A 14,717-nucleotide genomic window follows, 5' to 3' on the forward strand; every position below is an offset into this window, starting at 1 on the left:
GTGTCACCCGGTTTCTGCTAAAAGCGCCCAATCTTCATGGCACCCTTTTGTTTTCATTAACTGTTTTCCGCTACTTATGGCATCACTATTGATGGCAGCAAGATCCTCTAGTATTTCGTCAACACGTTTTTCCAGCTCATCAATGTACCTGGCCTGGTCAGTGACTTCTTCGTAATCCGATACAGCGCGTTGCATTTCACCGACAATGTACTCTTTGTAGGATAACAGGCGCCACACGTGTTCTGCATCGGCGATAACCCGGAAGTGGCGACAGAACAAGCAAGCGTTGAAGTCCGAGCAACGAGGGCTTTCATTGTCGACCTCTTTGTTTAGGTGTTTGTGTGTATTGAGATAGGCGATAGCTTCAGCATCATTTCCTTGCGATGTGCAGCGCCCACTAGGCGTCTGTTTAGAATCGTCAGGTATATCTGTAACAATAATAATATCATCTGAAATTGGTCTCCCGGTGAAATAGTTCGCCATGATGCTTGTGGCTGAAGATAGGGTTTCCTCTGAACGAATTCCATTATCACGAAGATAAACATCCAGGAAAACTTTTAGCGAATGTTGCCCCGCCTTTTTGTATTCTTTGAAGTTTCTGGAAAACTGTTTGTAAATATAATTGAGTCCACCCTTTCTGATGCGCTGACAGTTGAATTGAATGTTACATTCGTTTCGTCTAAGTATAATGTTAAGCTTCGATGTAAAATTCTTAAAACTGAATCCACGCACTTTTCCCTTAGTGTCAATGTATAGTGGTAGTCGATATTTGAGCTTGCTTTTTTCGGGTAATTCCCCGCGTATGTCCGATGGAAAATTATCTCGGATAGCTTTAAGGTCGCGTAGGGCGTTGGTCACTTCAGTGCCGAACACTATTCCTTCCTTTTCCAGGTCGTCGGAGCTCATTTCAAATTCATAGAATTGAGTTTCGTAATCCGCCCGCTTTTTAAAAAGCCTAACAAAGTGTCTAGCTTGGCTAGATGATGAGGTATTTAATTGCAGGATATCATCAACCTCAAGCGTCAATACTGGTGCAAGGTTCCATCCAGTTTTTATTAGTACTCGCCCTAATCGTAATACTTGCTCATCATGAAGTGATAAATTACGGTCACAAAGAGCAAGCTCTATCGCATATGCCAGTGATGCTACATCTTCAATGCTGTAGTAGTCCGACTCTGACAAAGTTCTTTTATGTCGCTCCCTTTTACCGGCTGATACTGCGTAAGACTTAACCTCTGCCAATTTGTAATGTTTACAGAGGCGGCTGATAGCAGATTGATACTGTTTGGCGCTGTCAACTGATAGAATATTTTTTTCGAATGCTTCTCTTATGCTGTACCGAACTCTCTTAAATATTTTAGAGTTGTTCATCTTTAAAGCGTAGATTCCGTATTCAGAAAGTAACGACATGTCAGTGTCATCTAGATGACTAAGGTGGTTGAGAAATACGGCCTTAATGGTTGTCACCTGTCCAAAAATCGTAGTTTCTGCTTTGACATCGCCGTCAATGCGGCCCAGCTCGTACGCTGCGTAGTCAATGATATGTTGAGTTAGTAGGCTGGAGATCTCCGCGATACCAGAAAGATCTATGTTACTGTATTCATCGTCACCCGAATCGCAGGGAACGGACACTGTGTACTTTAAGAAGTTGTGGACTCTATGGGATGTTTCATGAAGTGTGTTGTACATTCTGAGAATTTCACCGAACGAATCTCGGGCTCTCTTATCTTCTATGCCATAGACCGCCAACAAAAGATCCGCATCATGCAACAGGAATGCTTCGATTCCGTGAGTGTTAAGGTCTTCCAAGAATGGTAGGTGCTCTTTGTGATCAACCATGGAGCTACTAATTTTGGTCAACCTCGTTATAGCGCTGACGGCCTTTAACTCTCCTTTGTCTTTGTAGACTGCGTCAATATATGTCTGGCATTGACGGTACCATTTTGGCGAAAGTTGGTAGACCCAGAATGCGCCCTTCGACATGCTTCCAGCGCGTAGATTGTGTTGGTTGCGCTGGGCATGCTTCGCCACATTGCCATGCAGCTTTGGATTGTTAAGTTTCCGAACATTTCCCAGCCGGGAATGGTCACCTCGATTTGTTTGTGAAAGAAGAATTTTGAAGTAGTTGTCATCATCTAGAGCATCAGCTAGCACTTGGCCACCACTGACGAAATCATCTACATATGGGTCAAATCTACTCTTGGATAAGGAGGCTTGCATAGCGTGTATTGAATGCCTATATTTAGCTCCACCTCCGGGTCCGGAAAGTATCTTATCTGCCAGCTCCTTAAAATCGATTATCCAGTTGACTGGGTATGTGTACATTGGGGCTATGTTAATAGTTGTTCCGAGCATGACCACCCGGCTAGGTGGCCACAGGTCTTGATTCTTTGAATGAGTCTTCGCCAGGTTCGTTATTCCGTTGAGAATTGAGCCGCCCCGTTGGGTAAGTGTCCTCTCTTCTGCCGCCTCAAATAGATAAAGCTCTTGTTCAATATTCGCCCATTTAGTAGCGTCGTCTAGTAGGGTGAAGCCTTCATCTATAAAGTTTTGGAAATGAGCTCCTTCACCGGGCTGTTTGAATGACCGAATGTAAACTAGTAGGTCTTTCAGTCGCTCAGCTGTCACATCGTGGCCTGCGCAGGTCCGTTCAGTGTCAGGCCTGCATGCCTCGGTGAGAATTGTGATCACATCTTGTGCGAACTGTTCCGAGTAGGACTCAAACTCTCGTACGAGGGTTAGGCTACGAGGAGGGATCACGACGCATTTACTCGATCCATCACTTCTTGATAGATATCTACTACCCATGGCTCCATTGCGCCATGTTTTCCAGCTTTTCCTTCGAGTGCGAAGTCGAGATAGAGCTGCGTGGTTTTAAATGTTTCATGGGAGAGAAGCAGTATGAGCTTGGCTTTTATTTCGTTTGGCGTGTAACCCTTTTTTAGAAGGGCGATGGCCCAGTAAGTAGCGAACGTGGCTCGAAGATCGTGGAAGTCTCTGTCTAGTCTTGGTAGTCCACGCTCCTTTAGTTCTAGGCGACATTTCTGGATAGTATTTGTAACAGTTGACTCTGACATTCGTTCGCCATCGCGATTAATGAATAGTGGAAGCGGATGATCGGGGTTATTCATACCATATCTGGTTTCATGCTTTAGGCGGCGTCTCGTATAGATATCATCTTGAGTATATCCCCAGAGCATCTGCATCAAGGTTGGTGAAATTCTCAGGTTCGTCGATTTGTCAAATTTGCGAACTAAATTCAGTGAGAAGCTGAAACGATTCTCGGCTGGATCAATAATGTCTTTGTAGTCGATCTGGACAACTTCAAATACGCGTAGTCCAGCAAAAAGGGCACACCTTATGAATAGTCCATAGGTTCGGTGAGCATAGATTTTGGTGTTCATCAGTAATCTGAGTTCTTCCGCTGTATACGCACTCAAACCTTCGCGTGGGTGACGGCTTTTTCTTTTAGCTGTTTTAGGAATTGACAGGTTGCTCACATAAGACTCGATTGCTCGCATATTCACGGGTTTAGAGCCAGGCATCGAAAAAGTTGCTTCTGCGTCGTCCTTTCGTTTGACGGAAATTGATTTGAGATGGATAGAAAAGGGAAGGAACTTAACTGTTGACCTTTTGTATGACCAAAGATAGAACGCTCTTACATTGCTTAATATTCTTTGGCAGCGATTGAATGCCAACTTCTGGCTTTCCACCTGCTTTACTAAAAATTGTTGAAAACGCCATACTGGCAGTAGGGCTTCAGCTTCGTCGAGACTATTAGGGTCATAGTTTTCCGGGATCGCAATTATTTCCTCATAGGATATGTCCTGTTCGATCATCCAGTCGAGATACTTCCGTAAGTCTTTTGCAATTGGTATTAGACTCTCGGTCTTCAGCTCCGGGGCTTTTTTGGATGCTAAGTGTCCTTCGCTCCAGACTCGCTTTTCCGTCTCAGTATGCTTGGATTTTTTGAGCGAGAAGTTGCCGAGCCTACGATCAATTAGGAAAAGGTTGAACTCCATGCATTCTCTGAGACGATGTGGGCACGACAGTAATGGGAAGTCGGGGAGGATTCTATCCCGGTGATAACGGAGTACGCGTACTGTGTGCTCACCGATATCTCCCTCTACTAGCTTGCCATCGGTGTTGGTTTCAAAGTACGGCAATGCCCCAAGATTGATTTGCGTTTTTATTATGCGCGTCATGACTACTCATGCGTCTATGGTCGTATGGGTAACGAAATATAGCACGTATTTAAAGATGGGGTTGTAGTAACATAATAAGAATGGGGTAAGTCCGCTGACGTCGGGGCTGACCTATCTGGTTGAGAAAACAAAACACTACCCACATGCAGGGATCATGCATGTAAACGGTATAGAGCGCAGCCGCCTGGCGGCGTTTGCGGAGGAAAATTTGTAGTTCAGTGCGGGGTGGGTTTAGGCGCCGCGCCTGGCAAAATATCTGCGCGCCAGTTGTGACTACAGCCGTTGACTGGTGCCTTGCCTGCAGTCCGTCGAAAAGTGTCACCTGAAGCTCATTATGGCTCGCATTAGTAGTAGCGCTGACGCATACTTCACGGCTTTTTTTGCGGGGAATTTCTGCCGATGCTGCCTTCTATTACCGACCGCCTTGCCGCTGAGCTCGAGGTGCGCCCGGCGCAGGTTACTGCCACCGTAAATCTGCTGGACGAAGGCGCGACCGTGCCTTTTATCGCGCGCTATCGCAAGGAAGTTACCGGCTCGCTGGACGATAACCAGCTAAGACTGCTGGCTGAGAGGCTACTGTATCTGCGTGAGCTGGAAGATCGACGCAAAGTTGTTATCGCCAGTATTCAGGAACAGGACAAACTAGCCCCTGGATTACTTCAGCAATTAGAGAACGCGGAAACCCGCAGTCGGTTGGAAGATCTTTACTTGCCCTACAAGCCGCGGCGGGTAACCAAAGCACAGCTTGCCCGAGAGGCGGGTCTGGAGCCGCTGGCGGACACGCTGCTAGCAGACCCAGCGCAACATCCAGAGCTTATCGCCGCAGGGTTTGTAGACGCCGATAAAGGCGTGGCAGATACCAAGGCCGCATTGGACGGAGCACGCCAGATTCTAATGGAGCGTTTTGCCGAAGACGCAGATCTGATCGAAAAGGTGCGTAAGTTTTTGCGCGAAGAAAGCCTGCTGGTGTCTGTGGTGGTGTCTGGCAAGGAGGAGGAGGGCGCCAAATTTCGCGACTACTTCGAACATCATGAAGCGCTGGGTACGGTGCCTTCGCATCGGGCGCTGGCTATGTTCAGAGGGCGTAATGAAGGTTGCCTCAATCTATCCCTGCAACTACAACCGGACGAGGATATTACAGCCAGTCACCCCTGCGAGGCCGTTATTGCCAATCACTGGCATATTAATACGGCCGAGCGTGCGGCCGATAAATGGCTGTCCGAGGTTGTCCGCTGGACCTGGCGCATCAAATTGTTGACGCATATTCAGACTGACCTGTTGGGTCAACTACGCACGCGGGCTGAGGCTGAGGCCATTGCGGTGTTTGCTACTAACCTCAAAGATTTGTTGCTGGCAGCGCCGGCGGGCCCCAAAGTGACCCTCGGGCTTGACCCCGGGTTGCGTACCGGCTGCAAGCTGGCACTAGTCGATGCGACTGGCAAGGTGATCGATCACAACACGATCTTTCCCCATGGCTCGCAGCAACGTGCGCACGAAGCGGAAGCATTATTGCGACAACTTATTGAGCGGCATGGGGTTGAGCTGATTGCCATTGGTAACGGCACAGCGGGGCGCGAAACCGATCAATTTGTCAGCCAGGTGCTAAAGACTATGACTGGCGTGGCCGTCGAGAAAGTCATGGTTAACGAAGCGGGAGCATCTATTTATTCAGCATCCGAATTTGCGGCCCGCGAATTCCCTGATCTTGATGTGACCATCCGCGGCGCAGTATCAATCGCGCGCCGCCTGCAGGACCCGCTGGCGGAGTTGGTCAAAATTGACCCGCGTTCTATCGGAGTGGGGCAGTATCAACATGATGTCAGCCAGCTGCAATTGGCACGGCAGTTGGATGCGGTCGTTGAAGATTGCGTTAATGCGGTAGGGGTTGATCTGAACACAGCCTCAGCCCCGCTGTTGGTGAGGGTTGCGGGTTTGACGCCATCAATTGCCGACAACGTGGTCAACTTGCGTGATGAGCGAGGGGCCTACCGCAATCGCTCCGAGCTGCTGGAAGTGAGGGGTCTGGGCCCACGTACCTTTGAGCAGGCGGCCGGGTTTCTGAAAATAACCGATGGCGACAACCCTCTCGATGGCTCTGCGGTGCATCCTGAATCCTATGCCTTGGTTGAAACAATTGCCGGTCGCCACCAACGTGATGTGGCTGCGCTGATCGGTGCGACTGAGTTTATTGGTTCGTTGTCCGCTTCGGACTTTGTCAGTGACGACATTGGGTTGCCGACGATAGTGGATATTCTGGCTGAACTGGAGAAGCCGGGACGCGATCCGCGGCCGCAGTTTGCCACGGCCCATTTTCAGGAAGGCGTCAATAAAATCAGTGATCTGCGTGACAACATGGTGTTGGAAGGTTGTGTCACCAATGTGACGAGTTTTGGTGCCTTCGTTGATGTGGGCGTACATCAGGACGGTCTGGTGCATATATCGGCATTGGCTAACCGTTTTGTCAAAGATCCGCATAGCATCGTCAAGGCTGGAGATATCGTTAAGGTCAAGGTGATGAGTATCGATGAGCCGCGTCAGCGAATTGGGTTGAGTATGCGGCTGGATGATGTGGCAGAGAACGCTGAAGAAGGCGTAAAGCAGGGCCCCGACAATCGGCGTAGCGGCAGATCGCGCTCCGAGGCGGGTAAGTCGGGCGGCCCGCGATCGGACGGCCCGCGATCGGACGGCCCGCGATCGGGCGGCCAGGGGAAGGGCGGAGCAGGCTCTGCTAAAAAAGCCGGTCGGCAGCCTGAGGCGGCTGCTAGCGGTGCCTTTGCTGAGGCATTTGCGCGGGCTCGCTCAAAGACGGACTAGCAGATTACCCATGAGTTAGAAAATTCTCCAGTGGCTGCGGTCTTGAGATGCCGTAACCCTGAGCATAATCGACGCCAATTTCACGAAGTTTTTCCATAATGGCGTCGTTCTCAACAAATTCAGCGACCGTTTGCATACCCATCAATTTGCCGATGTCATTGATCGATCGAACCATCGCGCAACTAATAGGGTCTTCGGCGATATCGCGCACGAAAAAACCGTCGATTTTCAGATAATCTACTGGCAGAGTTTTCAGATAGGCGAAGGAAGACAGACCACTGCCGAAATCGTCCAGTGCAAACTTACAGCCTAGTTTGCGCACACTGGTAATAAATTCTCCGGCATCGGTGAGGTTGCTTATAGCAGCCGTTTCAGTGATTTCAAAACATATTTTTTCAGATGGTATTGAGCTGGACAGAAGCAGTTCCAACAGAAAGTCGTGAAAGTCGGTATTGCTTAGTGACAAGCCGGACAGGTTGATGGCACAGGTTTTCAGCGTGGCCAGACGCTCTGGGTACTCCTCCAGCCGGTTGAATACGCTCTGAATAATCCAGCGGTCCAAACGTGGTGAATTGCCGAAGCGCTCTGCTGCACCCAGAAATGCGTCGGTTGCTACCGCCTGACCACGATCATCACGCATTCGCACCAGCACTTCAAAGTGTTCGCCTAAGGTGTCTTCATCAGTGTTTGCATCATTGCCCAGCGGCACAATCGACTGGGCATAGAGTTCCATGCGATTGTTATCCAGCGCATCGGTTATCTGCTCTATCAATTGCATTTCACTGTGGCGGCGTGCCAGCTCTGTATCAGCCTCCAGATAGATATGTATGCGATTGCGCCCGCCATTCTTGGCGGCATAACAGGCGGAGTCTGCCTGTTTCAAAATCTCTATAGAGCTGGCTCCGGTGCTGGCTGCAATGGGTACCAGTCCAATGCTGACACCGATGTTAAAAACACGGTTATCCCATGCAAACCGAAAGTGTTCGATCTTGTCGCGCAGATTCTCGGCGACCTTACGTGCCTGATGCAAAGTACAATGTTCCATCAAGATGCCGAATTCGTCTCCACCCAAGCGTGCCAGGGTGTCGCGCTTGCGCACGTTGCGTTTGAGCAACTCTCCGAGTTGGCGCAATAATTCATCGCCGGCGGTATGGCCGCAGCTATCGTTGATTTGTTTGAACTGATCCAGGTCCAGGTAGCATAGGGCATGCTCAGAATCTTCCTCGCGAGAAGATTCCATGACCCGCTTCAGGCGATTATCAAATTCGCGGCGATTCAATAAGCTGGTTAGTGAATCGTGGCTGGCTTGATAGCTTAGCTGTTCGCTTAACTTGCGGGTTTCGGTGATATCCTCGCAGGCGAATAGCAGTTCCAGAGTGTCGCTGGGATTGCCGACAGCACGCAGAGTTTGTCTGACCCACCGCGGAGATTCATCGCTGCAGCGCAGTCGTAACTCGTTCTGGACAGGGTCTCCAATATTTTCACGCGCTTGGGCCATGCAGTTATCGGCGATGCCGCGATCGGCTTCAATGACCAATTCGCGGAGTGGGCGGTTGATCAGTTCTTCTGGCTGGTAGCCTAGTTGCTCTGCCCCCCATCGGTTGATAGATGAAATTTGCCCGGCCATATTGACACTGATAAAAATGGAAGGCGTTTCCTCATACACTTCGCGTAGCCGGGTGGCTGCGGCTGCTACCGCGTCGCGTTGTTGGATTGCTTCGGCGGCGCGTGCTGAAGTGCGTAGCAGTCGTGTCAGCGCTTCAACCAGATACTGGCCTTTGATTTCTTTGGAGGTGAGGATATCCAGGCAACTGCGAGCAATGTGAGGGTCGACATCGTTTTGTTGGCGGCTGGCGAGTACCACCAGGACTTGCGAAGCGCGCAAGCCCAGATCGTCTAGTACATAAACCAGCTCGCTGCCTGCGAAACGTTCAGAGCACAGCACGAGATGCGGTTGGATTTCGCGCAATTTGGCGTGCGCTGCTTCCAACGATTTTGCATAGCTTGGCTGAAAATGCGTGAGTTTATCGGCCAGCGCCGCGCGCATACCGGCAAGTTGCTCCACCGAGTCGGTAAGAACCAGGATGGGAATAGGGCTGTGGTTAGATTCAGGCATCACAGTACGTTAAGGCAACGGCACGGGCTTGTCTATGATCTCAGGGCAGGTTGAGCGTGGCGAGGCTCTGACCCTGGCGCACGGCACTAGCCGCCTGCAGTTCAGGCTGCCAATCGGCCGCGGTTTCGGGAAGCAATAGAATCACCGTGGAGCCGAGCTGAAAACGGCCCATCTCTGCCCCTCTGGCCAGCGTTATGGGCGTGCTCTGGTTGTCGAAACGAAGCGTCTGCGGCCCGCGTGGAGGTGCCACCTGTCCACCCCAGACGGTTTCAATGCCTGCCACTATCATTGCCCCGACGAGTACTACGGCGACGGGTCCCACCGCTGTGTCGAAGTAACAGATCAGGCGTTCGTTGCGGGCAAACAGCCGCGGAACGTTGGCGGCGGTGGTCTGATTTACTGAAAATAACTCCCCGGGAACATAGGTCTGGGCGGTCAGTGTTCCATCAATGGGCATGTGCACCCGATGGTAATCTCGTGGCGATAGATAGACGGTGACAAAGCTGCCGCCAATGAAATCAGCTGCTCTGAGCTGATCGCCGGCCAGCAGGTCAGCTACACTGTAAGTATGACCCTTGGCCTGAAAGAGGCGTCCGCCGGTAATATCGCCAAGCTGACTAATAGCACCGTCGGCGGGGCTTAGCAGGGCATCGGCCGCCGGCGCCAGCGGGCGTGCGTCGGGCTTCAGGGCGCGAGTGAAAAATGCGTTAAAGTTCTCGAAATGGCGCAGGTCAGGCTCGATCGCTTCGCTCATATCAACGTTAAAATGGGCGGCAAAGCGGGTGATTAGCAAATTCTTCAGCCACGGGATCCGCGATTCTGCCAGCCATCCGGTTAGCCGCGACAGTAATTGCTGTGGCAGCAGGTACTGCAGCAGAATAAATAGCTTGTCCATACTCAAGACTCCACCGGGGTATCTTCGCGGTTGCCCCATTCACCCCAGGAGCCGTGATAACCCTTGACCGACGGATAACCGAGAATGCGCATGACCAGCCAGGTCAGGCTGGAGCGGTGATGGCTCTGGCAATGGGTGACGATGTCCTTGTCAGCGCTCAGTCCTAGCTCATTCAGGCGGGCCTGGAGCTGCTCAAGATTTACCAGTCGGGTTGCATTGCTGCGGTCAATCAGCTCAAGCCAGTCGATGTTGATAGCGCCTGGAATATGGCCGGCGCGCATGGAACCGGTGCGCTCGCCGTTGTATTCGGCGGCAGAACGGGCATCCCAAATAGCAAATTCGGGGCTGCCCAGGCGTGGCAGGATATCTTCAATTTCTGCAATCGGTGCCCTGTTGATAGTGACTGTGAATTCTCTGGGGTTAGCTTGCTGCGCCGTGGTCTCAGTTTCGAGGCCGGCATCGCGCCAAGCGTGTATGCCGCCATTCAGATAGCTGTAACTGGTATGCCCAATGGCTTCGAGTGTCCATAGCAGACGTCCAGCCCAGCCGCCACCTTCATCGTCATAGGCGATTACGTGGTGCTCCGGCGTTAAGCCTAAGTTGGAAAACACCTCGGCCAGCTGGGTTGCGTCGGGCATTTTTCCAGGTGCCGGCGCAACGCCGCATTGCAGGTAGCCCGGATGCAAATTGAGCGCTCCCGGTAGGTGGCCGTTGAGATAATTGTCCGGACCACTCACGTCTATTAACAAGAGCCGATCGTTCGGTATGAGGCTGGCCAGTTGCTCGACTTCAAGCAACAGTGGTAGTGCGGATTGTGGCATAATGTGGAGGCTCGAGCTGGTGGGCGGGTAGTGTATCCTGTAGGCAAAAAATTAGGAATTGTAGGGGAAAATGATTACGAGTAGTTTTTTTGCGGGCTGGCGGCGGCTATGTATGATTTTGCTGTTAGCGGCGTTTGCTGTATCAGCAACTGCTGCGGAGACGGTCAGCAGCGGCGTCGACACGGACGCCCCCCCGGCTAATACCGCTTCGGCAGCTCCACAGGCAGCTAGGGAAGCGGCTGAAGCGGCTGAAGCGGATAAAGAAGCCTGGGTGGACACAAGCGTAGATTATGTCGCCGATTCTGCCGATCGTCTGGTGCAGTGGATGGACGACTTTTACGGTGAGCCTTACGCCGATTTTGAAGCAGCGCATTCAAGTCTCAGGCTGCGCCTGGGTTACCAATATGATGAGCTTGAAGAGGGTGATATCAAAGTTAAGGTGCGGGGGAAAGTCCAGTTGCCAAAACTTAGTCGACGCCTGGCGCTGGTGCTGGAAGGCGATGAGGGCGAGGAGTTTGAGGACGTAGGTAACCTCAACGATGACGAGGAAAGCAGGCTTGGGCTGCAGTACAACGTTGGCGAGAAGCGTGATGTACGTTTTGACCTTATTGGTAACGTGAACGCTAGTCTCGATTTGCGTGCCGGAGGGCGGTTTCGTTACGCGCCTACTTTTAGCGAGAACCTGTTTGGTCGCTTTACTCAGGACTTGGGTTATGAAACCGGAGATACAGGTGCCTTCAGTCGTAGCAGGTTCGATCTGTATCGCCCGCTAGATGAAGACAATTTATTGGCTTGGCGATCACGAGTCGACTATTCCGACGATAGCCGCGGTCTTGAATGGCGCTCCTATGTCCAGTGGCGACGGCGTCTGGAGGAGGATACTGCGGTTACCTTCACGCTCAATGCCGACGGCATTACCGACCCCGTAAATCTGGTCGAGAACTACGGGCTAAGAATGAACTATCGCTCCAGTATCTATCGCCGCTATTTGTTCTACGAAATTGAGCCCGCTTATATGTGGCGCAAGGAGCCTGACTTTGACAACCGTGTTGGGGTTTGGAGTATCAACGTGCGCTTCGAAATACACTTTGAGAACGAGCGTGAGAAGCGTGCCGCTGCCGAACGCGATCCGCTCAAGCTGAAATAGCGCCTAGCTCTCCGCCCCGCCCGGAGTGCTGGCCTGCAGCGTGGCGATAATTTGTCGAAAGCTGTCCAGACGTCGCTGTAACAGCGGCTCCCGTGCAGCGGCTTCGAGCAGCGCGCAGCCAGGTTCCTGTTCATGGTGGCAATCGCGAAAACGACACTGGCCCAGATAAGCGCGCAACTCTGGAAAACCGTCTTCAACCTGCCAGCGGTCCATGTGCCAGAGGCCAAATTCTCGAATACCCGGAGAATCTATCAGGCTGCCACCATTGGGTAGATGGAATAGCCTGGCGGTGGTAGTCGTGTGCGTGCCCTCATTGCGACTGGTTGATAGCGCACCAATCTTGATGGCCGCCTCGGGCAGCAGCGTATTCACCAGAGAAGATTTACCGACGCCGGATTGGCCGATGAATATGCTGAGATGCTGGTCGAGCTCCGCGCTCAGGCTTTCCATTGCGTCTCCGGTCTCGCTTGATACTCGTAGCACGGGGTAGCCCAGTGCAGGGTATGGCGCCAGTAGTTCGTCGATGTCAGGACGATTGTCTGGGTTGAGCATGTCACTTTTGTTAAGCACAATCACCGCTTTGACCCCGACAGCCTCGGCAGCGACCAGATACCGATCGATGAGTAAGGCATGGGGTTCGGGTAGTGGCGCGATAACAATGAAAATGCGGTCGATGTTAGCCGCCACGGGTTTGAGGTCGCCATAGGGGTCAGGGCGCAGCAGTTCAGCATTGCGCGGTTGCCGTGCGACGACAACGCCGACCGGATCGCCCGCACACCAGATAACCCGGTCCCCGGTCACCAGGCTGTCGATATTGGCGCGGAGGTGGCAGCGTTGATTGCCGGCCGCAGACTCTACCTCAACTTGCGATCCAAAGTGGGCAATGACCAGGCCTTCCTGCTCTGGCCCCAGGCTATTGCTATCCATGTCCTGATCGATATGGGCCTCCCGTTTGGCGGCCCGCTCACGACGTTCATCCTGAATTTTCTGGATGCGCCAGCTCTGTTGTCGAGTAAGTTTGCGTTTTGACATGGTTAATTATTAGCTCTCACTGATCATTTTGCTACACTTGCGCGAAATTTGATGCCGGAGGCACCATGCAGAGCGAGCAAAATCTTATCTGGGTTGACATGGAAATGACGGGCCTGGAGCCTGATCAGGACCGTGTTATTGAGATTGCCACTATTATCACCGACAGTGAGCTGAATACACTCGCCGAAGGCCCGGTGATCGCCATTCACCAGAGCGATGCGGTGCTGGCCGGTATGGATGAGTGGAACACAACCCATCATACACGTTCCGGGCTGGTTGATCGGGTGCGTGCCAGTGGCGATGATGAAGTCAGTGCCGGCGTGCTCACCATGGAGTTTCTGGCCGAGTATGTGCCCGCGGGCGCCTCGCCCATGTGTGGTAATTCAATTTGTCAGGACCGACGTTTTATGGCGCGACACATGCCAGAACTGGAAGCTTATTTCCACTATCGCAATCTGGATGTCAGTACCCTTAAGATTCTGGCTCAACGCTGGCGCCCAGAGTTGATGGAGGGCCTGGTGAAGACCGGCGCTCACCTGGCGCTGGATGATATTCGCGAGTCGATCACTGAGTTGCAGTATTATCGGCAACACTTTATCAACACGACAGCGCCTGCGTAGCGCGCTCCTGATGCTGTTGCAACGCCCAGGTCACGTGTTCGCGCACTAGCGCTTGCGGGTGCTCGGCGCGGCTCTTCAGAGCGCTAATAATACTGTCGCTGGTATCGGCATTGCCCAGGGCAATGGCAATGTTGCGCAGCCAGCGATTGTGGCCAATGCGGCGCAGCGCGGAGCCTTCTGTGCGCTGCAGCCAAAGCTCCTCGGTCCACAAAAACAGCTCCACCAAGTCGCTGTCAGCGAGTTGGTGTCGCGGTTTAAAGTCGTGTTCCTCGGTATCCTGTGCGAACTTGGTCCACGGACAAAACAACTGGCAATCGTCGCAGCCGAAAATGCGGTTGCCCATCAGCGGGCGCAGTTCGGGGTCGATGCTGCCGGCATGCTCAATCGTCAGGTACGAAATGCAGCGTCTGGCATCAAGCACATAAGGACCGACAAAAGCCTGTGTGGGACAGACCTCCAGGCAGGCGGTGCAGCTGCCGCAGTGATTGTTGATTGGGGCTACTTCGGTAGACAACGGCAAATCCGTGTAAATTTCACCGAGGAAAAACCAGGACCCTGCGCTGGGGTTGATCAGCATGGTGTTCTTGGCAATCCAGCCTAAGCCAGCCTGTTCAGCGATGGCGCGTTCCAGTACTGGAGCACTATCCACAAAGGCCCGGTACTGACCACCGACCCGCTCTTCAATGCGGCGCGCCAGTTGCGCCAGTCGTTTGCGAATCAGTTTATGATAGTCGCGGCCCAGGGCGTAACGCGAAACATAGCCTTTCTCGCTGCTGGCGAGTACTTGCAAGGGTTGCGTATCGGATTCCAGATAGTCCATTCGCAGTGACAAGACGCGCAGAGTGCCTGGAATCAGTTGATCCGGGTGGGAGCGGCGCGGACCGTGCTTGGCCATGTACTCCATCTCGCCGTGATAGCCCGCGTCCAGCCAGCGCTCAAGGTAGCGCGGGTGCTCGCCGAGGTCGATGCTGCTGACGCCTACCTGGGCAAACCCCAGCTCTGAGGCCCAGATTCTGATGTCGGCCGCAAGTTCTATGTATTGTTGTGAGTCTGACATCGGTATAATT

10 protein-coding genes are annotated in these 14,717 nt (G+C 52.5%); 3 read left to right on the top strand and 7 right to left on the bottom strand.

Translation table 11 applies throughout. The annotated features are described in order from the left end of the window. Nucleotides 1-3: 3 nt before the first annotated feature. Together EYC98_RS17810 and EYC98_RS17815 are read right to left on the bottom strand one after the other, a co-directional pair. On the bottom strand, nt 4-2,628 hold the full coding sequence (locus EYC98_RS17810) for a hypothetical protein (RefSeq protein ID WP_279246747.1): 2,625 nt from the start codon (nt 2,626-2,628) through the stop codon (nt 4-6). A 128-nt stretch (nt 2,629-2,756) separates the two neighbouring features. Beyond that, complete coding sequence (locus EYC98_RS17815; RefSeq protein WP_279246748.1) at nt 2,757-4,205, bottom strand: tyrosine-type recombinase/integrase; 1,449 nt, start codon at nt 4,203-4,205, stop codon at nt 2,757-2,759. A 402-nt stretch (nt 4,206-4,607) separates the two neighbouring features. Between EYC98_RS17815 and EYC98_RS17820 the strand changes: the two genes are divergently transcribed. Beyond that, nucleotides 4,608-7,019, top strand: coding sequence for a Tex family protein (locus EYC98_RS17820; RefSeq protein WP_279246964.1), 2,412 nt, complete (start codon nt 4,608-4,610; stop codon nt 7,017-7,019). A 4-nt stretch (nt 7,020-7,023) separates the two neighbouring features. Here EYC98_RS17820 and EYC98_RS17825 read toward each other — a convergent pair whose 3' ends face one another. From EYC98_RS17825 to EYC98_RS17835, 3 genes are read right to left on the bottom strand one after another with little or no spacing between them, the layout of a single operon-like run. Further along, on the bottom strand, nt 7,024-9,135 hold the full coding sequence (locus tag EYC98_RS17825; RefSeq protein ID WP_279246749.1) for an EAL domain-containing protein: 2,112 nt from the start codon (nt 9,133-9,135) through the stop codon (nt 7,024-7,026). A 40-nt stretch (nt 9,136-9,175) separates the two neighbouring features. Continuing rightward, nucleotides 9,176-10,030, bottom strand: a complete 855-nt coding sequence (asd, locus tag EYC98_RS17830) for an archaetidylserine decarboxylase (RefSeq protein ID WP_279246750.1) — start codon at nt 10,028-10,030, stop codon at nt 9,176-9,178. Between the two features lie 2 nt (nt 10,031-10,032). Beyond that, nucleotides 10,033-10,851, bottom strand: coding sequence for a sulfurtransferase (locus tag EYC98_RS17835; RefSeq protein WP_279246751.1), 819 nt, complete (start codon nt 10,849-10,851; stop codon nt 10,033-10,035). Nucleotides 10,852-10,963: 112 nt separating this feature from the next. Between EYC98_RS17835 and EYC98_RS17840 the strand changes: the two genes are divergently transcribed. Then, nucleotides 10,964-11,998 (top strand): hypothetical protein, encoded by a 1,035-nt coding sequence (locus tag EYC98_RS17840; RefSeq protein ID WP_279246752.1) that lies wholly within the window; start codon nt 10,964-10,966, stop codon nt 11,996-11,998. A gap of 3 nt (nt 11,999-12,001) precedes the next feature. Here EYC98_RS17840 and rsgA read toward each other — a convergent pair whose 3' ends face one another. Then, a complete protein-coding gene (gene rsgA / locus EYC98_RS17845) occupies nt 12,002-13,030 on the bottom strand; it encodes a small ribosomal subunit biogenesis GTPase RsgA (protein ID WP_279246753.1) in 1,029 nt (342 codons plus the stop codon). A gap of 65 nt (nt 13,031-13,095) precedes the next feature. Between rsgA and orn the strand changes: the two genes are divergently transcribed. Continuing rightward, nucleotides 13,096-13,650 (top strand): oligoribonuclease, encoded by a 555-nt coding sequence (orn, locus tag EYC98_RS17850; RefSeq protein WP_279246754.1) that lies wholly within the window; start codon nt 13,096-13,098, stop codon nt 13,648-13,650. Here orn and queG read toward each other — a convergent pair. Then, nucleotides 13,628-14,707, bottom strand: coding sequence for a tRNA epoxyqueuosine(34) reductase QueG (queG, locus tag EYC98_RS17855; protein ID WP_279246755.1), 1,080 nt, complete (start codon nt 14,705-14,707; stop codon nt 13,628-13,630). The genes orn and queG overlap by 23 nt on opposite strands. Nucleotides 14,708-14,717: the final 10 nt, after the last annotated feature.

Origin of the sequence: Candidatus Litorirhabdus singularis (genome assembly GCF_026262625.1) — a bacterium.
GTDB lineage: Bacteria > Pseudomonadota > Gammaproteobacteria > Pseudomonadales > Halieaceae > Litorirhabdus > Litorirhabdus singularis.

Bases quoted from the DNA above. Each gene is read 5' to 3' on its own strand.
- EYC98_RS17815 (WP_279246748.1), bottom strand. From the start codon at position 4,205: ATGACGCGCATAATAAAAACGCAAATCAATCTTGGGGCATTGCCGTAC.
- EYC98_RS17825 (WP_279246749.1), bottom strand. From the start codon at position 9,135: ATGCCTGAATCTAACCACAGCCCTATTCCCATCCTGGTTCTTACCGAC.
- asd (WP_279246750.1), bottom strand. From the start codon at position 10,030: ATGGACAAGCTATTTATTCTGCTGCAGTACCTGCTGCCACAGCAATTA.
- EYC98_RS17835 (WP_279246751.1), bottom strand. From the start codon at position 10,851: ATGCCACAATCCGCACTACCACTGTTGCTTGAAGTCGAGCAACTGGCC.
- EYC98_RS17840 (WP_279246752.1), top strand. From the start codon at position 10,964: ATGATTTTGCTGTTAGCGGCGTTTGCTGTATCAGCAACTGCTGCGGAG.
- rsgA (WP_279246753.1), bottom strand. From the start codon at position 13,030: ATGTCAAAACGCAAACTTACTCGACAACAGAGCTGGCGCATCCAGAAA.
- orn (WP_279246754.1), top strand. From the start codon at position 13,096: ATGCAGAGCGAGCAAAATCTTATCTGGGTTGACATGGAAATGACGGGC.
- queG (WP_279246755.1), bottom strand. From the start codon at position 14,707: ATGTCAGACTCACAACAATACATAGAACTTGCGGCCGACATCAGAATC.